We start from the raw sequence: 22,589 nt of genomic DNA on the forward strand, positions 1-22,589 counted from the left end.
CACCCTCGGCATCGCGCTAAAGCTGGCATGCAAACGAACCATCGGGCGGACGGGCAGCGGCGCGCCATAGACTGAGCAGGGACTTCTTACCGATGACATTGATGGGCGCGGCGGCACTGCTGATCCTGATCCTGACTTACGCTGGTGTCGCCATTGGCCGCATCCCGGGCCTGCGCCTCGACCGGGCAGGGATCGCGCTGCTCGGCGGGGCCGCGATGATCGCCGTCGGCGCGCTGAGCATGGAAGATGCCTACCGCGCGATCAATTTCGACACCATCACGCTGCTGCTCGGCATGATGATTGTGGTGGCGCATCTGAAGGTTTCCGGCGCCTTTCGCGGTCTTGGCGCCGTCGCCATCGAGCATGCACACGCGCCTTTCATGCTCCTGGTCATGGTGACGCTGCTGACCGGCGTGCTGTCGGCCTTCCTGGTCAACGATGCCATCTGCCTGGTCATGGCGCCGATCGTGGTCCACGTCACCCGCGTCATCAAGCGCAACCCCATCCCCTATCTGATCGCCACCGCCACCGCGTCGAATTGCGGCAGCGTCGCCACCATCACCGGCAATCCGCAAAACATGGTGATCGGCGCGCTGTCGGGCATTTCCTATCCTGCCTTCTCAGCGGCCCTTGCTCCGGTCGCCCTGTTTGGCCTGGTCGCGGTCATTGTCATCATACGCATCGTCTACAGGGCCGAATTCGCCCGCACGGCCCAATTGACCCCAGAAGTCTCGCGTGGCCGCATGCACAAGGGACAGGTCCTGAAGGCGGTGGTGGTCTGCATCGGATTGGCCATCGCCTTCTTCGCCGGCGTGCCCGTCGCCAAGGCGGCACTCATTGGCGGTGCCATCCTCTTGCTCACCCGTGCCATCAAACCGGAACGCATCTACCGCGAGATCGACGGGCCGCTGCTGTTCATGTTCGCCGGTCTGTTCGTGGTCGTTGCCGGCGCGGAAAAGACGCTGCTGACGCCAGACATGATCGCCTCGGCAAAGAACCTTGGGCTGGACGATGTCTGGCGCCTGTCCGGCTTCACCGCGGTGCTCTCCAACATCATGAGCAATGTCCCGGCCGTGCTGGCGCTGCGGCCCTTCATACCCGGCCTTGAAAATCCCGAACGTGCCTGGCTGGTGGTCGCCATGAGCTCGACGCTGGCCGGCAACTTCACGCTGCTCGGTTCGGTCGCCAACCTGATTGTCGCCGAGCAGGCAAGGACCGCCGGCACGCAGTTGTCGTTCGGCGCTTTCTTCAAGGTCGGCTTGCCGCTGACATTGATAACGCTGGTGGTCGGCACGGCATGGCTGGCGTTTGGATTCTAATGCATGTCGCCCAAAAGTGGCCCGGTTTTGGGAGAACGACGTGCATCAAAACAAAGACCTAAGGCGCGTTGCCTGAATCCGTTCAAACGCGACGCGCTTTAGACCTGGTTGCTTGCAATCCGGGCCCGGACAAGCGTCGCCGCGGCGCGGCCTGCTGTCTCGATGTAATCGGGATTGCGGTGGATCAGCATGATCGAAAAGCAGCCATCTATCAGGAGCACGATCTCGCGTGCCAAGGCTTGCGGCTCCTCGACTCCCCGGACGGACAACGCACCGGCCAGCCACGTCTCAAAATTTGATTTATGCCGCGACCCGACCTTGATCGCCGGGTGTCCAGGCATCGAGGCGAGTTCCGCGGCCGTGCGCAGGAAGCCGCATCCTTTCCATTTCGGATGGTGTGCGGCCTTCGCCAGATTGGCGAAGATCGCCTCGACCTTGCGATCCGCTCCGCCTTCGGCGGCATCGAACCAGCCGGCCATCCGCTTCAGATTGGGTTGGTCGCGGCCATCGAGATAGGCGGCGATCAGGTCGTCCTTGCTCTTGAAGTGATAATAAAGCGTCCGCTTGGTGAGCCCGGCTTCCTCGGCAACGGCATCGACGCTGACGCGGCCGATTCCTTCCGCGTAAAACAGTCTTGTCGCGGCATCGACAATGCGTTTGCGGGTGGGGCTTTGCGCTTCAGGCATTCGCTTATGTATACCGACTAGTGAATATACACAAGCGACGAAGGGCGTAACCTTCCCAGCCATGGGTACGCTGGAGAAGGAAGCCAAATGACCGATCTTGTCCTCAACGAAACCAGGGATGGGATTGCCATCCTCACCCTCAACCGGCCGGAGAAGCTCAACGCGTTGAACTATGCCTTGGTCGATCGCCTGCTCGCGGTCCTCGACGACATTGAAGTCGATGCCGGCGTTCGGGCGGTCATTCTTACCGGAGCAGGGGAGCGGGCGTTTTCGGCGGGTGGCGACATCCACGAATTCTCGGCCAGTGTGGCGCTTGGCGTCGATGTCGCGATGCGTGACTTTGTGATGCGCGGGCAGCGGCTGACGGCAAGGCTGGAAGCATTCCGCAAACCCGTCATCGCCGCCGTCAACGGCATTGCCTTTGGCGGCGGCTGCGAAATCACCGAGGCCGTGCCGCTGGCCATCGCCAGCGAACGCGCCCTGTTCGCCAAGCCGGAAATCAATCTTGCCATGCCGCCGACCTTTGGCGGAACGCAGCGCCTGCCCAGGCTCGCCGGGCGCAAGCGGGCGCTCGAACTGCTCTTGACCGGCGATTGGTTTCCACCGCAGCGCGCCCTTGAACTTGGCCTCGTCAACCAGGTGGTGCCGCATGGCGATCTGATGCCGGCCGCAATGGGCTTCGCCAAGCGTATCCTGCGGCACTCCGATCTTGCGATCGCCAGTATCCTCACAGCGGTGGCGCGCGGCCTCAACCTGAGCATCGCGGAAGGCCTGCAGGTCGAAGCCGAGCAGTTTGCCCGCATGGCTCCGACCGCCGACCTGCGCGAAGCGCTGGATGCCTGGCTGACACGCCGCGAGCCCCGTTATGACGGCTCATGGACGCACATCGCTCGGCCTGACGAGGCCAGGCGGGCCTCGTTGGCACTGGATCAGGGCGCCACCACCAAACGGCCTTTCATGTTGGGGTGGAAACGGCAGAAATAATCGACCGTCTCAGCCTTCTGCAGGGTGAGGCTCGCGGACTTTTTCGGCGGGATCGTTACCTCCCAGCTGCCCTTGACGGTCGCCGTGTGGGCGAACACGTCCTTGTTCACCCACTCGATCGTGTCTCCGACCTTGGCCTCGACGGTGGCTGGCGAGAACACCAGCTTGTCGATGGTGACCTGGATGGTTTCAGCCTGTGCCGGCACGATGCCGATGGCCAGCGTCAGCGCGATCCACAGATGGCGTTTCGACATGCTTCCTGTCCTTACTTCAGCATGCCGGCGACATGTTCAGCGTGCTGCTCATGGCCCTGGAAGATCTTCAGGCCGGTCTCCAGCAGGCTCTTCAGTTCGGCATTGCTGGCCGACGGGATGAGCAGCGTTTCGAGAGCGCCGTTGACCTGCTTGTGGTAGGCGACCTCGTTGTCGACATAGGCCTTGTCGAAGGCGGCACCCTCGAGCTTGGCAAGCTTGGCCCTTTCTTCGGCGGCCGCCTTGCTCAGCGCCTGGCTGGTGGCGTTGTCTTCAGGCGTCACCTTGAGCTTCTTGACCAGGTCGAGCGCCTGCACGTTCACGGCTTCGTGGTCGCGCACCATGTCGTTGGCGAATTCGACGACGTCCTTGTTCTTCGATTTCGCGATCGCCAGCTTGGCGGCTTCAACGTCGATGACCCCGGCCGTGTAGGCGATGTGGGCGATTTGTGGGTCGGTCGGCTTGTCGGCCGCTTGCGCGAACGGGGCAGTGCCAAGCAGCAGCATGGCGGCCAGGGCAGCGGTGTGTCGGATAGGCATGGCATCTCCTTCGCCCGGAGCGGAAATCGCGCCGGTCAGTGTTTCTCGGTTGACGGTCATTGGATGCGGGACCGCGGCAAAGGTTCCCAAGGAATCGGCGAAAGGTCAGCTTTCCAGGCCGAGCCGCCGCATCACGGCGCTGGTCAGCCTTTCGCAACGTCGGCCGGCGAAGGGGAACGCATCGAGCAGCACCGGCCCGATCTGGTCGTCCAGTGCCTTGCGTACGAGGGTGCGGGCGCGGTGCAGTCTTGTCTTGACGGTTTGTGGCCGGACGCCGAGGAGATCGGCGGTCTCTTCAATGCTCAGCCCCTCGATCACCCGCGCCACGAACACAGTCCGGTAGACATCGGGAAGGCTGTCGGTGGCCCGTTCGACCAGCTGGAGGATCTGCCGTTGCGCCATCGTCCGTTCCGGATCGTCGCTGGGGTTGAGGGGGAACCGGATGATCTCGGCTTGCGGATTTTCCGGCATTGCCACCGTCCTGCGTCGTTTGCGCAGTCGGCCGAGCGCCTCGTTGATGACGATGCGCGACAACCATGTGGCAAGCGAGGAGTCGCCGCGAAACGCATCGAGATGGGCGAAGGCCCTGACATAGGCCTCCTGCACGATGTCCTCGGCCTCGCTGTCATTGCGCACCACGCCGCGGGCGATGCGGTAGAGCCGCTGGTTGTGCATCTTGATGATGGTGCGGAAAGCGTCGCCCTCGCGCGCCAAGGCGCGGCGCACGAGCTGCATGTCGCCTGAAGCGACAGAAGGCATGGCCGTCAAGACAGCAGGCATGGCCAGTTCCTCAAACCCAATCCCGGACCGAACCCGATTGAGAGATTGGATGGCATTGCCGGCAAAAGGTTCCCGACTATTTTTGCCGGGTCCGGCGTGGCTATCGTACCGCTTCCGGCGAGGACTTGTCAGCAGCCTGCAGACGCGCGGCGGCCGCCAGCAGATCGGTCTGTGTGATCAGCCCGAGAATGCGCTTGTCGTCGTCGACGACGATGACCGCATGGCTGCGGCCGTCGGTGAGTACCGGCAGCAGACCCATGGCGGCGAAATCGGCGGCGGCTGTCGCTGCCGGCGATATCACGGATCCGACCGTTCCCGAGGCCAACGCCAGTTCTCGCAATCCCACGGTGCCTGCCAGTCTTGCCTCTGCGTTGACGACCGGCAAGGTACGGATGTTGTGGTCAAGCAGCAAATGGCGCGCTGCCTCGGTGGACGTGTATTCGTCGACCGAGATCACATCGCGCGACATGATATCCTCGCACAGCAGGCTCTGGTGCGCGCGCACCATCGCCTGCAATTCGACTTGCCGCAGCAGCCGGTCGAGATCGTTGCGATCGATATCGAACGTCTCGTCGAGCGCGCCAAGCGCGGCATCGATGTCTTCGGGCTGGAAGCCGACGCGCAACTGCGCCGGCGGATCGACGGTGCCATGGCTGTTCGTCGGGGGAATCGGCACGTGCGGGTAATTGCGACGGGCCAGCTTGTGGAAGCCGTAGCCCAGCGCCACCAGCAGAAGCGAGTTCAGTGCGACCGGCACGAATGGAAACAGGAAGCCGGCGCTGACGACGGCAGGCCCTCCCAACACTGCCGTCAGGGCGGCCGCTCCGCCTGGCGGATGCAGGCAGCGCGTGAACGACATGGCGGCGATGGCAAGCGCCACCGCAATGCCGGTGGCAAGGGCGGTTTCGTGGATGAAATGCGCAACGATCACGCCGACCAGGGCCGATATCGTGTTGCCGCCGACGATCGACCATGGCTGCGCCAACGGGCTGGCCGGCACCGCGAACAGGAGCACGGCCGAGGCTCCCATCGGCGCCACCAGCAGCGGCACGTGCGGGCCGTTGCCGAGCACCAGACCGCCGATCGCGCCGGTCAGTGCAATGCCGATCGTCGCGCCGATGCAGGCGATGATGCGCTCGCGCAGCGTCGCGCCGGCAAGAATCGGAACAAAAAGGCGAAAGGCCATGGGAGTCGGAAACTCTGCCGGTATGCCAGAGGGAAGTCGAAACCAGATGATCGCACCGCAATGACGCGGCATTGTCGGATTTGAAAGCCAAATTGATCCGCAAAGGCGCAGCTTTGAGAAATAGAATTCCGTGATTTGCCGAATCAGTTGGGCGGTGCCCCGATCGCTCAGGCAGAAGCCGCGGCGGTCAGGCCACGCAGAATGTCGGCCTTCAGGTCGTCGACATCCTCGAGGCCGATTTGGAGGCGGATCAACGGGCCTTCATACGGGCCCTTTGCGACAACGCGGTCGGCGAGCCAGACCGGCACCGCAAGGCTCTCATAGCCGCCCCAGGAATAGCCGAGGCCGAAGATCTGCAGCGCGTCGAGAAAGGCGTGCTGCTGCTTCTGGCCGCCGCCGGCAAGCACGATGGAAAAGATGCCGCTCGAGCCGGAGAAGTCGCGCTTCCACAGGCCGTGGTCCGGATGACTGGGAAGGGCAGGGTGGAGCACGCGCGCCACGCCCTTCTGGCCCTCGAGCCAGGAGGCGATGGCGAGCGCGCTGCGCTGATGGTGCTCGAGGCGCACGCCCATCGTGCGCAGGCCGCGCAGCACTTGGTAGACATCGTCGGGCCCGGCGCAGCAGCCAAGCGTGCAGAAGCTTTCGTAAAGATGCTTCCAGCAGCCTTCGTTGGCCGAGACCGTGCCAAGCAGCACGTCGGAATGGCCCGCCGGATATTTCGTCGCCGCGTGGATCGAGATGTCGACGCCGTGGTCGAGCGGGCGGAAATACAGCGGCGTCGCCCAGGTATTGTCCATCATGACGATGGCGCCTGCGGCGTGAGCCGCCTTGACGATGGCCGGGATGTCTTGCAGCTCGAACGTGTTGGACGCTGGCGATTCCGTGAACACCACCTTGGTGTTGGGCTTGATCAACGCCGCGATGCCGGCGCCGACATCGGGGGCGTAGTACTCGACCTCGACGCCCAGTCGCTTCAGCATGGTGTCGGCGAAGTTGCGCGTCGGGTGATAGACGGAATCGACGATCAGCAGATGGTCGCCCGCCGAGACGAAGGCGAGCAGCGGTACGGTCACCGCCGCAAGGCCCGATGGCACCACGATCGTGCCGGCCGACCCCTCCAGTGCATCTATGGCATGGGCAAGGGCATCGGTCGTTGGCGTGCCACGCGTGCCATAAGTGTATTTCTGGCTGCGCGCAGCCATCGACGCCGCGTCGGGATAAAGAACGGTCGAGGCGTGCACCACCGGTGGATTGACGAAACCGAAATAGTCATGCGGGTTGTTGCCCGAATGGGTAAGCCGCGTGTTGATACCCAGTCGGTCGCCGTCTTTCGCCATTCTTCTTCGCCTTGTTCGACAAGGCGCTAGCCATAGTGCGACCGCTTTGGCCGTGCAACCGGCCTGCACCCGCCAGGCAACCGACTTCGGATGTACCAAGTCGTGTCTGGTGAAGGGGCGCACAAGTCTTGCCCGGTCCGAACGCATTGCGCCCTTGGGCGATCGTCTGTTGAAGACGGCCGTGAAAGATATATGATTGATTTCTAATATTTGCCCCGGATTGCCTTGATCAGATGCTGCCGGATGATCCTTCCCGGTTGACCTCCTGATCCCCTGCGATCCGGGCATCTCGCTTGCAGAGCAGTGAATGCAGCCAAGGGGAGGAATGCCATGACGAACGTCAAGTGGATGATCAAGGCGCGCGAGTTCGTCAACTGCAACTGCGCCTATGGCTGCCCCTGCCAGTTCAACGCCTTGCCGACGAACGGATTCTGCCGCGCGGTGGTCGGCGTGGAAATCGAGAGCGGCTATCACGGCGACACCAAGCTGGATGGCTTGCGCTTTGCCGGTGTCTTCCGCTGGCCCGGCGCAATTCACCACGGCAGGGGTGAGGCGGCAGTGGTCATTGACGACCGGGCGACCGAGGCGCAGCGCGGAGCGCTGCTTCGCATTCTCAGCGGTGAGGACACCGAACCCGGCGCGACCATATTCCAGGTCTTTTCGACCACATTGGAGACGGTCCACGATCCGATCTTCGCGGCAATAGACTTCGAAGTTGACATCGATGCCCGAGCCGCTCGCCTGCACGTGCCGGGCGTAACCTCGGGCCGCGGCGAGCCGATCAAGAATCCCGTCACCGGTGCGGAGCATCGGGTGCGCATCGACCTCACGCATGGTTTCGAATATTCGCTTGCCGAGGTCGGGCGTGGCTGGACCAAGGCGACCGGCCCGATCAAGTTCGAACTGGCGGACTCGCACAGCCATTTCGCCAATTTGCACCTCTCGCAAAGCGGCATCGTGCATTGAGCTGATCCAATGATCGACACGGCTCTCGAGGCGGTGCTGCGGCGCGACCGCACAGTCGTGACGGCCGCGCTCGTCATCATAGCCGTGCTCGCATGGGTCTATGTGATGTGGCTCGCGGCCGACATGACCATGCAGAATGCTGCCGCCCCGAGCGCCGCAGTTGGCGATATGGCCGGCATGGACATGTCAGGCACCGATGCGGGCAATATGGATATGCCGGGCATGGACAGGGGTGGCATGGACATGGGCGCCACGATGGCGCCCGGCTTCCGCGCCTGGGCGCCAGCTGATTTCGCTTTCATCTTCGCCATGTGGGCCGTGATGATGGTTGGCATGATGACGCCGTCGGTGGCGCCGATGGTGCTGCTTTATGCCGGGGTCGGTCGCAAGGCGCGTGCGGGTGGGCGGCCCATCGCATCGACTGCATGGTTTTTCACCGGCTATCTGCTCGTCTGGGTTGCCTTCAGCGTGGTCGCGACCGGCGCGCAATGGCTGCTGGCCAGTCAGGCCTTGCTGAGCCCGTTGATGGCAACCAACAGTACGGTTCTCGGCGGCCTCGTCCTGATCGCGGCCGGCCTCTATCAATGGACGCCGATGAAGGGCGTCTGCCTGCAGCAATGCCAGGCACCGATCGCATTTCTGGCCAGTCATGGCGGGTTCCGCTCCGATCCGCTTGGTGCGCTTCGATTCGGGATCGTTCATGGCGCCTATTGCCTCGGCTGTTGCTGGGCGCTGATGGCGCTCCTGTTCGTCGGCGGCGTCATGAACGTGTTGTGGATCGCCGGCATCGCTATCCTCATTCTCCTGGAAAAAACCGTCCCGACCGGGCAGTTGATCCCGCGCATCTCCGGCACGCTGATGGCGGCAATCGGCGTCTGGCTGCTCGTCCAAGCATCCTGAGCATGCGCTTCTCCCGTTTCCGGCATGCCATGCGACCGGATTGCTCGTCATGCATTTAGTCTTTGGGTACTCCAATTCATTCCGGGATATTGGTGGCGCGTAGTAAATCCGCGGGACAGATTTCGCCGGCATGGTCCGGATCCGCGGCCAACCGGACTTGCCGATTTTGTTTGCGCGGCTTGCTAATTTTCGGACGCTCTTGGCTGCAATTCAGGCATTTGCGGCCGTTGGTTTTCAAACTCTTTGGAATTCGGTCATTTTCCTTGACCTCACCGGAATTATCGCCTTCGATGCCATTCGTGAATGGGAGGCGGCGCGTCGGTTGCGATGCGGGGTTCCGGGTATGGGCCGGAATGGGAGCTGCGTTCACACGGGAAAAGATCAGGGTTTGCCTGAAAAACAGAGAAAAGGGTCTGTGGGTCATGAAACATATTGCTATCAGCATTCTTGGCGCCGCCACGCTTGGGTTGATGGCGTCAGCCGCCTCGGCAACGACGCTCGACACCGTCAAGGCGAAAGGCTTCATCCAGTGCGGTGTCTCGACCGGCCTGGCTGGCTTCTCGGCGCCGGACGACAAGGGTGACTGGCAAGGTATCGACGCGGATTTCTGCCGCGCAGTCGCGGCCGCCGTCTTTGGTGACGGCACCAAGGTCAAGTTCACGCCGCTCAGCGCCAAGGAGCGGTTCACCGCGCTGCAGTCCGGCGAGGTCGACATCCTGTCGCGCAACACCACCTGGACCATCAATCGCGACACGGCGCTTGGCCTGAACTTCGTCGGCACCACCTACTATGACGGCCAGGGCTTCATGATCAACGCCAAGAAGCTGCCCGGCGTCAATTCCGCGCTGCAGCTTTCCGGTGCAGCTGTCTGCGTACAGAGCGGCACGACCACCGAGCTCAATCTCGCCGACTATTTCAAGGCCAACAAGATGGAGTACAACCCGGTCGTCTTCGAGAAGCTGGAAGAGGTCAACGCCGCCTATGATGCCGGCCGTTGCGACGTCTACACCACCGATCAGTCGGGTCTTTATGGTATTCGCCTGACGCTGGGCGCGCCGGCCGACCACGTCGTGCTGCCCGAGATCATCTCGAAAGAGCCGCTCGGACCGGCCGTGCGCCAGGGCGACGACCAGTGGTACCACATCGTCAAGTGGACCTATTTCGCGCTGCTCGACGCCGAGGAGCTCGGCATCACCAAGGCCAATGTCGACGAAATGAAGAACTCCGCCAGCCCGGAGATCAAGCGCGTGCTCGGCCAGGAAGCCGATACCAAGATCGGCACCGATCTTGGCGTCTCAAATGACTGGGTCGTCAACATCGTCAAGGCCACCGGCAACTACGGCGAAATGTTCGACCGCAATGTCGGCTCGGGGAGCCCGCTCAAGATCGCCCGCGGCATCAACGCGCTATGGACCAAGGGCGGCCTGCAATACGCTCCACCGATCCGCTGATCGAAATGTGATCCGGAAGGCAGATCGTCTGCCTTCCGGTTTCTCTTTCAGGGGACGGTCGAATGGCATCGCAGGAAGTTCTTCGCGAGGAGCCAAGTCGCGCTTCTCTCATAAATGATCCAAAAGTCCGCAGCATTTTCTATCAATGCCTGGTCGTCGCCTTGCTGGTGTCTGGGGTCTGGTGGATCGTTCACAACACCATCGTGAACCTGACGAACCTGCACATTGCCTCCGGCTTCGCCTTTCTGAGAGGCCGCGCCGGCTTCGACATTTCCGATACGGCGATCGCCTATACGTCGGACTCCACCTATGGCCGGGCCATCATCGTCGGCTTGATCAACACATTGATCGTCGCGTTTGTCGGCATCATCACCGCCACCATAATTGGTTTTATTGTCGGCATTGGCCGGCTGTCGCAGAACTGGCTGATCCAGAAGATCTGCACAGTCTATGTCGAGGTGTTCCGCAACATTCCGCCGCTGCTGGTCATCTTCTTCTGGTATTCCGGCGTGCTAGCCGTGCTGCCGGCGCCCCGCGATAGCATCAGCCTGCCGTTCGGATCCTTCCTCAACCAGCGCGGCTTCTATTTTCCGCGCGCCGTATGGGGCGACGGCTCCTGGCTGATCCCGGTGGGGCTGCTTGTCGGCATCGCCATGGCGTGGTTCGTCGCCCGCAAGGCGCACCAGCGGCAGATGGCGACCGGGCAGCAATTCCCGGTGTTCTGGACGTCGCTGGCGCTGATCATCGGGCTTCCGCTGCTCGCTTATGTGCTGAGCGGTTTCCCGGTGACCTTTGATTTTCCTAAGCAATCGACTTTCAACCTGACTGGCGGCTTCGTCGTCAAGCCGGAATTCCTGTCACTCTATCTAGCGCTGTCCTTCTATACCGCCGCCTTCATCGCTGAGATCGTGCGCGCCGGCATTCGCGGTGTTGCCAAGGGCCAGAGCGAGGCCTCGTCAGCCCTTGGCCTGCGTGCCGGCCAGGCGTTGCGGCTGGTGGTTGTGCCGCAGGCCATGCGCATCGTCATTCCGCCGCTGGCCAGCCAATATCTCAACCTGACCAAGAATTCCTCACTCGCCATCGCCATCGGCTATCCCGACCTGACGGCAACCACCGGCACGGTGCTCAACCAGACCGGCCAGGCGGTCGAATGCGTGGTCATCATGATGGTGATCTATCTGGCCATCAGCCTTCTGACCTCGCTATTCATGAACTGGTTCAACGCCAAAATGGCGCTGGTGGAGAGGTAAGGACATGCAAGAACATGATATGTCCTGGGTTCGCACCGAAATGGCACTGGCGCAGCCGGCGCCGGCCGGCGTCACAGGCTTCAGCGCCTGGGTGCGCAAGAACCTGATTGCGTCGACGGGCGACACCATTTTGACCATCATCGGTTTCGCGCTGGTGGCGATGATCCTGCCGCAGATCATCAACTGGGCCTTCATCAACGCCGTGTGGACGGGACCTAACCGGACCGTGTGCGCCACGGTGGCGCAGGGCGGTATCCAGCCGGATGGCTGGTCCGGCGCCTGCTGGGCCTTCGTCAACGCCAAGTTCGGCCAGATCATGTTCGGCACCTATCCGGTCGAGGAGCGCTGGCGGCCGATCCTGGTTGGCATATTGCTGGTCGTGCTCATGGTGCCGATGTTGATGCCAAGCGTGCCGCGCAAGGGTCTCAACGCCCTGCTGCTGATCGTCGGTCTCCCGATTGTGTCGTTCTTCCTGCTGGTCGGTGGCGCGTTCGGTCTGGAACATGTCGAAACGGCGCGCTGGGGCGGCTTGCTGGTGACGCTGTCGTTGTCCTTCGTGGCCATCGTCGTGTCGTTGCCGCTTGGCATCGTGCTGGCGCTTGGCCGTCGCTCCAAGATGCCGATCGTTAAGATGCTGTGCGTCATCTTCATCGAAGCCGTACGCGGCATTCCGCTGATCACCGTTCTGTTCATGGCCAGCGTCATGCTGCCGCTGTTCCTGCCGCCGGGGGTCACCTTCGACAAGTACCTGCGTGCGCTGATCGGCGTGTCGCTGTTTGCCGCCGCTTATATGGCTGAAGTGGTGCGCGGCGGCCTGCAGGCGATCCCCAAGGGTCAGTATGAAGGCGCCGATTCGCTTGGCCTTGGCTATTGGCAGAAGATGTATTTCATCGTCATGCCGCAGGCACTGAAGCTGGTCATCCCGGGTATCGTCAACACCTTCATCGGCATGTTCAAGGACACCAGCCTGGTCACGATCATTTCGATGTTCGACCTGCTCGGCATCGTCAAGCAGAACTTCTCCGACGCCAACTGGGCGACGGCGCAGACCGCCAAGTCGGGTCTGATCTTCGCCGCCTTTGTCTTCTGGCTGTTCTGCTTCGGCATGTCGCGCTATTCAATGTACACTGAACGCCGACTCGACACCGGCCACAAACGCTAAACAAAAAGAACAAGGGGATCCTGTCATGACAACCGAAAATGCTGTCAGCGCGGAAGAGATCAAGGTCAACGCCGCCAAGATGCACATCTCCGACACCGATGTCGCCATCGACATCGTCGCCATGCACAAATGGTATGGTGAGTTCCATGTGCTGAAGGACATCAACCTGAGAGTGATGCGCGGCGAGCGCATCGTCATCTGCGGCCCGTCGGGCTCCGGCAAATCGACGATGATCCGCTGCATCAACCGTCTGGAAGAGCACCAGAAGGGCAAGATCATTGTCGACGGCAAGGAACTGACCAACGATCTGAAGAAGATCGACGAGGTGCGCCGCGAGGTCGGCATGGTGTTCCAGCACTTCAACCTGTTCCCGCATCTGACCATCCTGGAGAACTGCACGCTGGCGCCGATCTGGGTGCGCAAGACACCGAAGAAGCAGGCTGAGGAAATCGCCATGCATTTCCTCAAGCGCGTCAAGATCCCGGAACAGGCCAACAAATATCCGGGCCAGCTGTCCGGTGGCCAGCAGCAGCGCGTGGCGATCGCCCGTTCGCTGTGCATGAACCCGCGCATCATGCTGTTCGACGAGCCGACCTCGGCGCTCGATCCGGAAATGATCAAGGAAGTTCTGGAGACGATGGTCGGCCTTGCCGAAGAAGGCATGACCATGCTGTGCGTCACCCACGAAATGGGCTTTGCCCGCAAGGTCGCCAACCGCGTGATCTTCATGGACCAGGGCCAGATCGTCGAGCAGAACACGCCGGCCGAGTTCTTCGATCATCCGCGCCACGAGCGCACAAAGCTGTTCCTGTCGCAGATCCTGCACTAGGCTTTCGACAACCAGGAAGAGCCCGGCTGAAACAGTGCCGGGCTCTTTTGCGTATGGATGAGCAGGAGGCGGGCGGCTCGTGTCGCGCCGGGGTGCGTTTGCAATGCCGCCATTCATGAAGAAGCTGGGACGTTTTCTAGGCCTGCTACTGATCGTCGTTGCGCTTGCTGTGACGCTGGGCACTCTGGTGCCGCGGCCGCTGTGGCCGCCGGCCGTCGCCAATCCCGCCAACACGCGCCATATCCTGGTGCTGAACAACCCGATCCACACCGACATCGCCATCCCGGTCGACGACAGTGTGCGCCAGCGGTTCCATTTCCTGGTCGACGCCGGCATCCCAGCCGATGGTCCGGAAGTTCGCTACTTCGTCTTCGGCTGGGGCGGTCGCGCCTTCTACCTGGAGACGCCGACGTGGTCCGAACTCAAGGCCGTCCCGGTGATGAAGGCACTGACCCTCGACGCGTCGGTCATGCATGTCGATGTTGCTGGCGCCATAGTCGAACCGCATCCGGATGTCGCCGGCTTCGACATCGGCGAGGAGCGTTTTGCGGCCCTGCTCGATTTCATCGATGCGAGTTTCCAACGGGGGCCGCAAGGCCCGCTTCTTGTTCCGGGCGCGGCCTATTCCAGCTTCGACCGCTTCTATGAAGCCAACGGCCATTTCAACGCGCTGGTCGGCTGCAACACCTGGACCGCGGCGGCTTTGCGCACCGCCGGCTTGCGCACCGGCTGGTGGAACGCGCTGCCGGCTTCGCTCGGTCTGTCGCTGCGGCTTTACAATTAGCACCGCTCAACGGGCTGGCATCCGGGCTATGCCCCAGCTTTCAGCGCCGGATGATTTTCTGCGCCTGCCAGCCATAAAGCCAGTCCAGATCGGCGGCGAGTTTTTCAGACGAGCGCATTTTCAGGAACAGATTGCGTGCGATGGAGACTGGGCCCGCGGCATGCCAGGCGAGGCGGTTGAGGGCGCCGCGACGGGCGACCCTGGCAACGCGCGGCCGCCGCAGGTTCTCCCAGATTTGAAGACCTTGTCCCGGATCGCCGGGCAAGTCCGCAACGACATCCGCAAGTGCGGCCGCATCTTCGATCGCCATGGCGGCACCTTGCGCCGCGAACGGCGTCATCGCGTGCGCGGCATCGCCGATCAGCACCATGCCCGGCGCCGTCCAAGGTTGTTTGCTGTCGACCGTATGGATCGGCCACGCCGTCCACCGGCCGGCTTCCTCGATCAGACGAGCAAGTGCTGCTGCCGTACCGCGCATGGCACCGGTCAAGATCCCGGTGTCGGCGTTCCCGGACCAGCCCTCGGCAATGCGTTCGCCTTTGGTAAAGGCGACAAGATTGAAGGCAGCACTCTTGCTGACGGGATAGGCGACCATGTGGAAGCCGGGATGCAGGAAGGTCGTGACGCAATTGGTGGCGCCGATCGCGGCGAAGGCTTTTCCGGCAGCGCTGTCGGCGGGAATGGTGGCACGCCAGGCCAGTTCGCCCGAAAAGTGACTTCTTGGCGAGGGCGCTCCCTTGGTTGTGTCGACAAGCCCGCGCACCGATGACCAGACGCCATCGGCGCCGACCAGCAGCAAGCCCTGGGCCTCGATGGTCTCGCCGTCCATCTCGGCAGCCACGGTGACGCCATGGCTGCCTTTGGCAACGCCGCTGACATGCGCGCCGGAAGTCAGATGAATGTTCGGCATTTCGGCAACGCGCGCAGTCAGTGCGCTCTGCAAGTCAGCCCTGTGAGCAACGAGATAGGGTGCCTGCCAGCGGGCTTCGGCGGCTTGTCCCAGCGGCACGCGTGCCAGTTCGCGCAACGTCGCGGCGTCCTTCAACACCACCGCTTCCGGCCGCACCGCTGCCGGCAGCAGCCGGTCGAGCGCGCCAAGGTGGCGAAGAATGCGAGTTGCGTTGGGAGAAAGCTGGATGCCGGCGCCTGCGGCTTCCAGACGCTGCGCCTGTTCGAACACCTGCACGGGGTAACCGCGTTTGGCGAACGCCAGCGCGGCGGTCAGCCCGGCGACGCCCGCCCCGGCGATGACGATTTGCCGGGACCGCGTGTTGTCCATCGGGCTTGCCGCGAAGGAATCAGGCGGCTTGGTCGATGTAGATACAGCCGGCCGGCAGCGTTTCTGTCGCCTTCAGCTTGGACGAATAGCGGTAGAGCGTCGAGCAATAGGGGCAGACTTTTTCGTTGTCGTCGCCCATGTCGAGAAACACATGCGGGTGGTCGAACGGCGGGTTGGCGCCCGTGCACATGAATTCCTTGACGCCGATGTCGATCGCCGGGTGGCCCGCATCGTTCTGGAAATGGGGAATGGAACCGCCTGCCATCGTCGTCTCCTTAACGCAGTCTCTTCTGCATCTGGATCATAACCGGTCTCTTTGCAAGTTCGATGAAATCAAACTGTCGCAAAAGCCTGTCAGAGGATAAGTTAAGCCGGTTAAGGCAATGACCCCGAAAACGGAATCGGGTTACGGAGAGGGTCAGGCCTCGCTTCAGGTCACCTGCGGCGCATCCGGGAAGGTTGTGTCGCTCGGCGGCGGAGCATGCGGGAAGAGCAGGAAAAATGAACGAACTGAAGCCGGTGCAGAGCGAATTCGTGAATGTCGAGGTGGCTCGCCCGGAGGGCGGCAACCCGGATCGCTTTGTCAACCGGGAGTTTTCCTGGCTGCAGTTCAACCGGCGCGTTCTCGAGGAGTCGCTGAACCTCAATCATCCGCTGCTGGAGCGCGTCCGTTTCCTGTCGATCTCGGCGGCCAACCTCGACGAGTTCTTCATGGTCCGCGTCGCTGGTCTTGCCGGCCAGGTGCGCGAGGGCATCACGCTGAAGAGCCCTGACGGCCGCACCCCCGAACAGCAGCTCGAGCAGCTGCTGCGGGAGGTCGAACGGCTGCAGGAAGACCAGCAGAAGAGCCTTTCGGCACTCATCGTGCTGCTCAACAAGGAAGGCATCGAGAGCATCACCCGTGACGCACTGACCAAGGACGAAAAGATCTGGCTGGAAGACCATTTCCAGGAGCAGGTGTTTCCGGTGCTGACGCCGCTGTCGATCGACCCGGCGCATCCGTTCCCGTTCATCCCCAATCTCGGTTTCTCGATGGCGCTGCAATTGCGCCACCGCAAGAACGGCGAAGAGATGAGCGCGCTTCTGCGCCTGCCTGTGGCGCTGAAGCGCTTCATCCGTTTGCCGGACCGCAAGCACCATGTCCGTTTCATCCCGCTGGAAGAGGCAGTCGGCCTCTATATCGGCAAGCTGTTCCCAGGCTATGAGGTCAAGGGCTCCGGCACGTTCCGCATCATCCGCGACAGTGATATCGAGGTCGAGGAGGAATCCGAGGATCTGGTGCGCCTGTTCGAGACGGCGCTGAAGCGCCGCCGCCGCGGGTCGGTGATCCGCATCGAATTTGACGTATTGATGCCGGCCGAACTGCGCGACTTCGTTGCCGGCGAGCTAGGCGTATCGTCGAGCCGCATCAGCGTTCTGACCGGTCCGCTGGCGCTCAGCCAGATTTCCGAGATCGTCGCCGTCCCGCGCGACGACCTCAAGTTCACGCCCTACAATCCGCGCTTTCCCGAGCGCATCCGCGAGCACGGCGGCGACTGCTTCGCCGCCATCCGCGAGAAGGACATCGTCGTCCATCACCCCTACGAATCCTTCGATGTGGTGGTGCAGTTCCTGCGCCAGGCGATGGCCGATCCCGAAGTGGTGGCGATCAAGCAGACGCTTTACCGCACTTCCAACGACAGCCCGATCGTGCGCGCACTGGTCGATGCGGCGGAGGCCGGCAAGTCGGTGACCGCGCTGGTCGAGCTCAAGGCGCGTTTCGACGAGGAAGCCAACATCCGCTGGGCGCGCGACCTGGAGCGCGCCGGTGTGCAGGTCGTGTTCGGCTTCCTCGAGTTGAAAACCCATGCGAAAATGTCGCTGGTGGTGCGGCGCGAGGACGGCAAGCTGCGCAACTATGTGCATCTCGGCACCGGCAACTACCATCCGGTCACCGCGCGCATCTACACCGATCTGTCTTTCTTCACCACCGATCCCACGATTGCCCGCGATGTCGCCCAGCTCTTCAATTTCATCACCGGCTATGCCGAGCCGACGGATGAAATGCGGTTGGCAATCTCGCCGTTCACGTTGAGAAGCCGCATCTTGAAGCATATTGCCGACGAGATTGCTCATGCGGTGGACGGGAGGCCGGCGCGCATCTGGATGAAGATGAACGCGCTTGTCGATCCGATCATCATCGACGCGCTCTATGACGCCAGCCGTGCCGGCGTCGAGATCGACCTCGTCGTGCGCGGCATCTGCTGCCTGCGGCCGCAGGTGCCGGGCCTGTCGGAAAATATCAGGGTCAAGTCGATCGTCGGCCGTTTCCTGGAACACAGCCGCATCTATTGCTTCGGCAATGGCCATGGGCTGCCATCGGACGAGGCGATCGTCTACATCTCTTCGGCCGACCTCATGCCGCGCAATCTCGACCGACGCGTCGAGACCATGGTGCCGATCACCAATCCAACTGTGCATGAACAGATCCTGGGCCAGATCATGCTGGGCAACATCATGGACAATCAGCAAAGTTTCGACGTATTGGCTGATGGAACCTCCCGGCGCGTGGTGCTGGAGGAGGGCGAGGAACCGTTCAACGCGCAGGAATATTTCATGACCAATCCGAGCCTGTCGGGACGGGGTGACGCGCTGAAGTCGCATGCGCCCAAGCGTATCGCGCAGTTCAAGCGCCGCAAGAAGAACGCCGCAGCGTCCACCTGATGCTGTCTGATTCCCAGGGCCGGTTGCAGGACCGCCGACCGCTATCCATCATCGACATCGGGTCGAATTCGATCCGCCTCGTCGTCTATGAGGGGCTGGCGCGCTCGCCGACCATGCTGTTCAACGAAAAGATGCTGGCCGGCCTCGGCCGGGGCATCGTTTCCACCGGCAAGCTCGACCCCGAGGCGGTGACGCGCTCGATGGAAGAGTTCCGCCGCTTTCGCGCGCTCTCCGACCAGGCCGGCGCCGAGCACATGTATGTGCTGGCCACCGCCGCGGCGCGCGAGGCGATCAACGGTCCCGATTTCATCCACCGTGCCGAGGATGTGCTCAAGACCGAGATCCGGGTGATCAGTGGCCGCCAGGAAGCCTATTATTCGGCGCTCGGCGTCATTTCGGGCTTCCATCCGGCCAATGGCATCGCCGGCGATCTGGGTGGCGGCAGTCTCGAACTGGTCGACGTCAACGGCGAGGCGATCGGCGACGGCATAACGCTGCCGCTTGGCGGCTTGCGCCTGCAGGACATGGCGAAGAACTCGCTGACCCAGGCGGCCAAGATCGCGCGTGACGAACTGTCGAGGGCCAAGCTGTTGAAAGGCGGGCAGGGCAGGCCTTTCTACGCGGTCGGCGGCACCTGGCGAAATCTCGCCCGGCTGCACATGGAAATGACCAATTATCCGCTCGGTGTCATGCACCATTACGAGATCAGCGCCGACAGTGCGACGAACTTCCTCAAGCAGGTGGCCAAAGCCGAGATCGAGAAGGTCAAGGGCATCGAAGGCGTTTCGAAGAATCGTCGTTCGCTGCTGCCTTATGGCGCCATCGTGCTGCAGGAGATCATGGCGGCGATGCAGCCGTCGAAGATCATCGTGTCGGCGCTCGGCGTGCGCGAGGGCTTTCTCTATTCGCTGCTCGGCGAGGCCGAGCAGAAGGCCGATCCATTGATTTCGGCGTCGGAGGAACTCGCCCGGCTGCGCTCACGCTCCGTCACTCATGCGCATGAACTTGTCGACTGGACCGCCAGGACCTTTGCCGCCTTCGGCATCGACGAGACAGAGGACGAGGCGCGCTATCGCCACGCCGCCGCATTGCTGGCCGACATCGGCTGGCGCGCGCATCCCGAATATCGCGGCAAGCAGTCGCTCAACATTATCGCGCACGCGTCCTTCTTCGGCGTCGACCATCCCGGCCGTGCCTTCCTGGCACTGGCCAACGCCTATCGTCACGACGGCATCTTCAACGAAGCCATCGCGCCCGAGATCAAGGCGCTGGCTTCGCCGCGTTACCTCGAGCGGGCACGCGTGCTGGCGGCGATGATGCGCGTCGTCTACCTGCTCACGGCATCGATGCCCGGCATCATGCCCCGGCTGAAATGGGAACAGCGCGGCAACGGCGTGCTGGCGCTGGTGCTGCCTGCATCTCTGGCCGACCTCTATGGCGAACGGCCGGCCGGCCGCCTGGCGCAACTGGCAAGGATAACCAACCGCCGGCTGGTGCTGGCCGTCGAGGGCGGCCCAAGCGTTTCGGTGAAATAGAGCGCTTCGGTGAAGTAGGCCTTACGCCGAACCACGCCCGTCGGCCGACCAGGCACCGGCGCCGGCCATCGCCAGCGCCAGGAAGCCGCCCGCAATGGCGATGTCCTTCATCAGCATCTGCGAATGCAGGAAGGCAAGCATCGCGTCGTCGCCGCCCTGGCCGTAATGGCCGATGAAACCAGCGACAATGCAGAAGGCGGCGAGCAGCAGCGCGGTGATCCGGGTCTGGAAACCGGCCAGGATGAGCAGCCCGGCGATCAGTTCGAACAAGCCGGTGCCCCAGGCGGCGAGCGTCGGCAGCGGCAGGCCGAGGCTGGCGAAATAGCCTGTCGTGCCGACAATGTCGGAAAGCGCGTGGAAGCCGGAGGGTACGAACAAGGCGGCAAGCAGCAGCCGGGAAAGCAGAAGCAGTGCATTACGAGGCATGCTTATCATCTCCGTCGTCAGTCCGGCCGGCTGGTCCTGTTGCGCATCTGAAGGTCGATCCTACCAGCAATGCGGGCGTAAATCCCGGCTGGCAAATCGGGACATGGACTTGTGCACCGACAACGAAAAAGCGGCGCGGAAAATTCCGCGCCGCTTTTGTTTTTCGTGTTCTGGCTGTGGATCAGCCGCGCTTGGCATCAACCGAGTAGGCGCCGGCACCCGAGGTGGCCAGCACGATGAAGCCGCCGGCAATCCCCAGATTCTTGAGGAAGTTGATCATCTGCATCTGATCGGCCCAGCCGGTGTGGGCGACCAGCGCGGTGGCGACGGTGAAGATAGCGAGCACCCAGGCGGCAATCCGGGTCTGGAAGCCGACAAGTATGGCGGCGCCGCCGACAAGCTCGATCAGGCCGACGATGATGGCCGTCGCGGTCGGTACGGGCAGGCCGAGGCTGCCGAAATAACCGGCTGTGCCTGCGATCGCGGTGAGCTTGCCGAAACCTGAAAGCAGGAAGATGGCGGCAAGCAGGACGCGACCGAGGAGGATGGTGGCTGAGGCATTGGAAGCGCCGGAACCGGCGACTGAAGTGTTGATGGACATGGTGGCTCTCTCTGGGAAGGGTTCAATGCAACCCAGATAGAGCAAGCTGACTGTTCACCAAAGCCGCCAGATTGACGACACATTGTTCACAGTGCGTACGTTTCCGTGAGCGGGCGGCTTACGCAAAATTCGCGTCGAATGAGGTCGCGACGCGAGTAAATTCTCCCGTCGTCTAACGTCTTACCCCGGGTGCGTCATATCCTCCGGCCGTACCAGCCGGTCGTAGTCGGCTTCGCTGACCAACCCCGTGGCCAGCGCTTCCTGGCGTAGCGTGGTGCCCTTCTTGTGCGCGGTCTTGGCGATCTTGGCGGCATTGTCGTAGCCGATGGTCGGCGCCAGTGCCGTCACCAGCATCAGCGAGCGGTCGAGTGCCGCCTTGATGTTGTCTTCGCGCGCCTCGATGCCGACGACGCAATTGTCGGTGAAGGAGACCGAAGCGTCGCAGAGCAACTGCACCGACTGCAGGAAGTTGTAGGCCATCAGCGGATTATAGACGTTGAGCTCGAAATGGCCCTGGCTGCCGGCGAAGGTGAGCGCGGCATTGTTGCCGAACACCTGCACGCAGACCTGGGTCATTGCCTCGCACTGGGTCGGATTGACCTTGCCCGGCATGATCGACGAGCCCGGCTCGTTTTCCGGCAGCGACAGTTCGCCGAGGCCCGAACGCGGGCCGGAACCGAGGAAGCGGATGTCGTTGGCGATCTTGAACAGGGCGGCGGCGCAGGCGTTGATCGCGCCGTGCGAGAACACCATGGAATCGTGGGCTGCCAGCGCCTCGAACTTGTTCGGAGCGGTTACGAAGGCAATGCCGGTGATGGCGGCGATGCGATCCGCCACCCTTTCGGCGAAGCCGACCGGCGCATTGAGGCCGGTGCCGACGGCGGTGCCGCCCTGCGCCAGCTCCTGCAGACCGGGCAGCGTCAGCTCGATGCGCTTGATCGACGAAGCGACCTGCGCGGCATAGCCCGAAAATTCCTGACCGAGGGTGAGGGGGGTGGCATCCTGCGTGTGCGTGCGGCCGATCTTGATGATGTGGGCGAAAGCCCGGCTCTTGGCGTCCAGCGCCTTGTGCAGGTGCTTCAGGGCCGGTAGCAAATCGTGCACGATGCGCTCGGCGCAAGCGATGTGCATGGCCGTCGGATAGGTGTCGTTCGACGACTGGCTCATGTTGACGTGGTCGTTGGGATGCACGGGCTTCTTCGAGCCCATGACGCCGCCCAGCATCTCGATCGCCCGGTTGGAGATCACTTCGTTGGCGTTCATGTTGGACTGCGTGCCCGAGCCGGTCTGCCAGACGACCAGTGGGAAATGGTCGTTGAGCTTGCCGTCGATAACCTCTTGCGCTGCCTCGACGATGACCTTGCCGATCGCCGGATCGAGCCGCTTCAGTTCCATGTTGGCTTCCGCCGCGGCCCGCTTGACGATGCCGAGCGCGCGCACGATCGACGCCGGCTGCTTCTCCCAACCTATCTTGAAATTCGCGAGCGAACGCTGGGCCTGGGCCCCCCAATAACGATCGGCGGCGACTTCGATGGGGCCGAACGTGTCGGTTTCGGTTCTGGTCTTTGCAGCGGTCACGGGTCTCTCCTTGTCGAAGTCGGCAACGGCGTATCGCGTTGCA

General features: G+C 62.6%; 23 protein-coding genes. 11 read left to right on the forward strand and 12 right to left on the reverse strand.

All coding sequences use genetic code 11. The features are described 5' to 3' along the window. The first annotated feature begins 92 nt into the window (after positions 1–92). Positions 93–1,319 (forward strand): anion transporter, encoded by a 1,227-nt coding sequence (locus AC1DZP_RS24495; protein WP_477226327.1) that lies wholly within the window; start codon positions 93–95, stop codon positions 1,317–1,319. A 98-nt stretch (positions 1,320–1,417) separates the two neighbouring features. Here AC1DZP_RS24495 and AC1DZP_RS24500 read toward each other — a convergent pair whose 3' ends face one another. Then, positions 1,418–2,005 (reverse strand): TetR/AcrR family transcriptional regulator, encoded by a 588-nt coding sequence (locus tag AC1DZP_RS24500; RefSeq protein ID WP_477305921.1) that lies wholly within the window; start codon positions 2,003–2,005, stop codon positions 1,418–1,420. A gap of 87 nt (positions 2,006–2,092) precedes the next feature. Between AC1DZP_RS24500 and AC1DZP_RS24505 the strand changes: the two genes are divergently transcribed. Then, a complete protein-coding gene (locus AC1DZP_RS24505; protein WP_477305923.1) occupies positions 2,093–2,989 on the forward strand; it encodes a crotonase/enoyl-CoA hydratase family protein in 897 nt (298 codons plus the stop codon). Here AC1DZP_RS24505 and AC1DZP_RS24510 read toward each other — a convergent pair. The 5 genes from AC1DZP_RS24510 to AC1DZP_RS24530 all read right to left on the reverse strand — a co-directional run bounded on the left by AC1DZP_RS24510 (position 2,935) and on the right by AC1DZP_RS24530 (position 7,082). Continuing rightward, complete coding sequence (locus AC1DZP_RS24510; protein ID WP_477305925.1) at positions 2,935–3,243, reverse strand: cupredoxin domain-containing protein; 309 nt, start codon at positions 3,241–3,243, stop codon at positions 2,935–2,937. The genes AC1DZP_RS24505 and AC1DZP_RS24510 overlap by 55 nt on opposite strands. Positions 3,244–3,254: 11 nt before the next feature. Further along, positions 3,255–3,779 (reverse strand): DUF4142 domain-containing protein, encoded by a 525-nt coding sequence (locus AC1DZP_RS24515; RefSeq protein ID WP_477305927.1) that lies wholly within the window; start codon positions 3,777–3,779, stop codon positions 3,255–3,257. 105 nt (positions 3,780–3,884) lie between these two features. After that, positions 3,885–4,559 (reverse strand): RNA polymerase sigma factor, encoded by a 675-nt coding sequence (locus tag AC1DZP_RS24520; protein WP_477305928.1) that lies wholly within the window; start codon positions 4,557–4,559, stop codon positions 3,885–3,887. Positions 4,560–4,659: 100 nt separating this feature from the next. Then, on the reverse strand, positions 4,660–5,745 hold the full coding sequence (locus AC1DZP_RS24525) for an HPP family protein (protein WP_477305930.1): 1,086 nt from the start codon (positions 5,743–5,745) through the stop codon (positions 4,660–4,662). A gap of 167 nt (positions 5,746–5,912) precedes the next feature. Beyond that, on the reverse strand, positions 5,913–7,082 hold the full coding sequence (locus tag AC1DZP_RS24530) for a cystathionine beta-lyase (protein ID WP_095086170.1): 1,170 nt from the start codon (positions 7,080–7,082) through the stop codon (positions 5,913–5,915). Positions 7,083–7,412: 330 nt separating this feature from the next. On the opposite strand from AC1DZP_RS24530, the gene AC1DZP_RS24535 reads away from it, so the two are divergent. Further along, a complete protein-coding gene (locus AC1DZP_RS24535) occupies positions 7,413–8,048 on the forward strand; it encodes a DUF1326 domain-containing protein (protein ID WP_477305932.1) in 636 nt (211 codons plus the stop codon). A gap of 9 nt (positions 8,049–8,057) precedes the next feature. Continuing rightward, the gene (locus tag AC1DZP_RS24540) at positions 8,058–8,948 is read left to right on the forward strand and encodes a DUF2182 domain-containing protein (protein WP_477305934.1); all 891 of its coding nucleotides are present in this window, start codon (positions 8,058–8,060) and stop codon (positions 8,946–8,948) included. A gap of 76 nt (positions 8,949–9,024) precedes the next feature. On the opposite strand, the gene AC1DZP_RS24545 is transcribed toward AC1DZP_RS24540, so the two are convergent. Then, positions 9,025–9,372, reverse strand: coding sequence for a hypothetical protein (locus AC1DZP_RS24545; protein WP_143748784.1), 348 nt, complete (start codon positions 9,370–9,372; stop codon positions 9,025–9,027). Here AC1DZP_RS24545 and AC1DZP_RS24550 point away from each other — a divergent pair. From AC1DZP_RS24550 to AC1DZP_RS24570, 5 genes are all read left to right on the forward strand, one after another. Further along, the gene (locus AC1DZP_RS24550; protein WP_095086162.1) at positions 9,371–10,399 is read left to right on the forward strand and encodes an amino acid ABC transporter substrate-binding protein; all 1,029 of its coding nucleotides are present in this window, start codon (positions 9,371–9,373) and stop codon (positions 10,397–10,399) included. The two genes, AC1DZP_RS24545 and AC1DZP_RS24550, sit on opposite strands and share 2 nt — an antisense overlap. Positions 10,400–10,461: 62 nt before the next feature. After that, complete coding sequence (locus AC1DZP_RS24555) at positions 10,462–11,649, forward strand: amino acid ABC transporter permease (protein WP_477305936.1); 1,188 nt, start codon at positions 10,462–10,464, stop codon at positions 11,647–11,649. A gap of 4 nt (positions 11,650–11,653) precedes the next feature. Continuing rightward, complete coding sequence (locus tag AC1DZP_RS24560; protein WP_095086157.1) at positions 11,654–12,811, forward strand: amino acid ABC transporter permease; 1,158 nt, start codon at positions 11,654–11,656, stop codon at positions 12,809–12,811. A gap of 79 nt (positions 12,812–12,890) precedes the next feature. Next, a complete protein-coding gene (locus AC1DZP_RS24565; RefSeq protein WP_184872215.1) occupies positions 12,891–13,640 on the forward strand; it encodes an amino acid ABC transporter ATP-binding protein in 750 nt (249 codons plus the stop codon). A gap of 115 nt (positions 13,641–13,755) precedes the next feature. Next, positions 13,756–14,424 (forward strand): TIGR02117 family protein, encoded by a 669-nt coding sequence (locus AC1DZP_RS24570; protein ID WP_477306086.1) that lies wholly within the window; start codon positions 13,756–13,758, stop codon positions 14,422–14,424. A 40-nt stretch (positions 14,425–14,464) separates the two neighbouring features. On the opposite strand, the gene AC1DZP_RS24575 is transcribed toward AC1DZP_RS24570, so the two are convergent. Both AC1DZP_RS24575 and AC1DZP_RS24580 read right to left on the reverse strand, forming a co-directional pair. Next, positions 14,465–15,703, reverse strand: coding sequence for an FAD-dependent monooxygenase (locus AC1DZP_RS24575; RefSeq protein ID WP_477305939.1), 1,239 nt, complete (start codon positions 15,701–15,703; stop codon positions 14,465–14,467). Between the two features lie 19 nt (positions 15,704–15,722). Continuing rightward, positions 15,723–15,968, reverse strand: a complete 246-nt coding sequence (locus AC1DZP_RS24580) for a zinc-finger domain-containing protein (RefSeq protein ID WP_095086137.1) — start codon at positions 15,966–15,968, stop codon at positions 15,723–15,725. A gap of 236 nt (positions 15,969–16,204) precedes the next feature. Here AC1DZP_RS24580 and AC1DZP_RS24585 point away from each other — a divergent pair, with 236 nt between their 5' ends. Beyond that, a complete protein-coding gene (locus AC1DZP_RS24585; protein ID WP_477305941.1) occupies positions 16,205–18,406 on the forward strand; it encodes an RNA degradosome polyphosphate kinase in 2,202 nt (733 codons plus the stop codon). Next, positions 18,406–19,941: an exopolyphosphatase gene (gene ppx / locus AC1DZP_RS24590; protein ID WP_477305943.1), complete on the forward strand. Its 1,536-nt coding sequence runs from the start codon at positions 18,406–18,408 to the stop codon at positions 19,939–19,941. Before AC1DZP_RS24585 ends, ppx begins: the two co-directional genes overlap by 1 nt. A 21-nt stretch (positions 19,942–19,962) precedes the next feature. On the opposite strand, the gene AC1DZP_RS24595 is transcribed toward ppx, so the two are convergent. The 3 genes from AC1DZP_RS24595 to fumC form a co-directional block, all read right to left on the reverse strand. Then, positions 19,963–20,367: a DoxX family protein gene (locus AC1DZP_RS24595; protein ID WP_477305944.1), complete on the reverse strand. Its 405-nt coding sequence runs from the start codon at positions 20,365–20,367 to the stop codon at positions 19,963–19,965. 181 nt (positions 20,368–20,548) lie between these two features. Continuing rightward, positions 20,549–20,968, reverse strand: coding sequence for a DoxX family protein (locus AC1DZP_RS24600; protein ID WP_477226342.1), 420 nt, complete (start codon positions 20,966–20,968; stop codon positions 20,549–20,551). A 180-nt stretch (positions 20,969–21,148) separates the two neighbouring features. Then, positions 21,149–22,546 (reverse strand): class II fumarate hydratase, encoded by a 1,398-nt coding sequence (gene fumC / locus AC1DZP_RS24605; RefSeq protein ID WP_477305946.1) that lies wholly within the window; start codon positions 22,544–22,546, stop codon positions 21,149–21,151. Positions 22,547–22,589 lie beyond the last annotated feature (43 nt).

This window comes from Mesorhizobium sp. P2_F8, from assembly GCF_056403655.1.

What these genes read in the sequence shown, in the direction of transcription:
- AC1DZP_RS24510 (WP_477305925.1), bottom strand. Translation starts at nt 3,243, where the DNA reads ATGTCGAAACGCCATCTGTGGATCGCGCTGACGCTGGCCATCGGCATC.
- AC1DZP_RS24500 (WP_477305921.1), bottom strand. Translation starts at nt 2,005, where the DNA reads ATGCCTGAAGCGCAAAGCCCCACCCGCAAACGCATTGTCGATGCCGCG.
- AC1DZP_RS24580 (WP_095086137.1), bottom strand. Translation starts at nt 15,968, where the DNA reads ATGGCAGGCGGTTCCATTCCCCATTTCCAGAACGATGCGGGCCACCCG.
- AC1DZP_RS24535 (WP_477305932.1), top strand. Translation starts at nt 7,413, where the DNA reads ATGACGAACGTCAAGTGGATGATCAAGGCGCGCGAGTTCGTCAACTGC.
- AC1DZP_RS24530 (WP_095086170.1), bottom strand. Translation starts at nt 7,082, where the DNA reads ATGGCGAAAGACGGCGACCGACTGGGTATCAACACGCGGCTTACCCAT.
- ppx (WP_477305943.1), top strand. Translation starts at nt 18,406, where the DNA reads ATGCTGTCTGATTCCCAGGGCCGGTTGCAGGACCGCCGACCGCTATCC.
- AC1DZP_RS24595 (WP_477305944.1), bottom strand. Translation starts at nt 20,367, where the DNA reads ATGCCTCGTAATGCACTGCTTCTGCTTTCCCGGCTGCTGCTTGCCGCC.
- AC1DZP_RS24600 (WP_477226342.1), bottom strand. Translation starts at nt 20,968, where the DNA reads ATGTCCATCAACACTTCAGTCGCCGGTTCCGGCGCTTCCAATGCCTCA.
- AC1DZP_RS24570 (WP_477306086.1), top strand. Translation starts at nt 13,756, where the DNA reads ATGAAGAAGCTGGGACGTTTTCTAGGCCTGCTACTGATCGTCGTTGCG.
- AC1DZP_RS24525 (WP_477305930.1), bottom strand. Translation starts at nt 5,745, where the DNA reads ATGGCCTTTCGCCTTTTTGTTCCGATTCTTGCCGGCGCGACGCTGCGC.
- AC1DZP_RS24575 (WP_477305939.1), bottom strand. Translation starts at nt 15,703, where the DNA reads ATGGACAACACGCGGTCCCGGCAAATCGTCATCGCCGGGGCGGGCGTC.
- AC1DZP_RS24585 (WP_477305941.1), top strand. Translation starts at nt 16,205, where the DNA reads ATGAACGAACTGAAGCCGGTGCAGAGCGAATTCGTGAATGTCGAGGTG.
- AC1DZP_RS24555 (WP_477305936.1), top strand. Translation starts at nt 10,462, where the DNA reads ATGGCATCGCAGGAAGTTCTTCGCGAGGAGCCAAGTCGCGCTTCTCTC.
- AC1DZP_RS24515 (WP_477305927.1), bottom strand. Translation starts at nt 3,779, where the DNA reads ATGCCTATCCGACACACCGCTGCCCTGGCCGCCATGCTGCTGCTTGGC.
- AC1DZP_RS24565 (WP_184872215.1), top strand. Translation starts at nt 12,891, where the DNA reads ATGCACATCTCCGACACCGATGTCGCCATCGACATCGTCGCCATGCAC.
- AC1DZP_RS24550 (WP_095086162.1), top strand. Translation starts at nt 9,371, where the DNA reads ATGAAACATATTGCTATCAGCATTCTTGGCGCCGCCACGCTTGGGTTG.
- AC1DZP_RS24495 (WP_477226327.1), top strand. Translation starts at nt 93, where the DNA reads ATGACATTGATGGGCGCGGCGGCACTGCTGATCCTGATCCTGACTTAC.
- AC1DZP_RS24520 (WP_477305928.1), bottom strand. Translation starts at nt 4,559, where the DNA reads ATGCCTGCTGTCTTGACGGCCATGCCTTCTGTCGCTTCAGGCGACATG.
- AC1DZP_RS24545 (WP_143748784.1), bottom strand. Translation starts at nt 9,372, where the DNA reads ATGACCCACAGACCCTTTTCTCTGTTTTTCAGGCAAACCCTGATCTTT.
- AC1DZP_RS24560 (WP_095086157.1), top strand. Translation starts at nt 11,654, where the DNA reads ATGCAAGAACATGATATGTCCTGGGTTCGCACCGAAATGGCACTGGCG.
- AC1DZP_RS24505 (WP_477305923.1), top strand. Translation starts at nt 2,093, where the DNA reads ATGACCGATCTTGTCCTCAACGAAACCAGGGATGGGATTGCCATCCTC.
- AC1DZP_RS24540 (WP_477305934.1), top strand. Translation starts at nt 8,058, where the DNA reads ATGATCGACACGGCTCTCGAGGCGGTGCTGCGGCGCGACCGCACAGTC.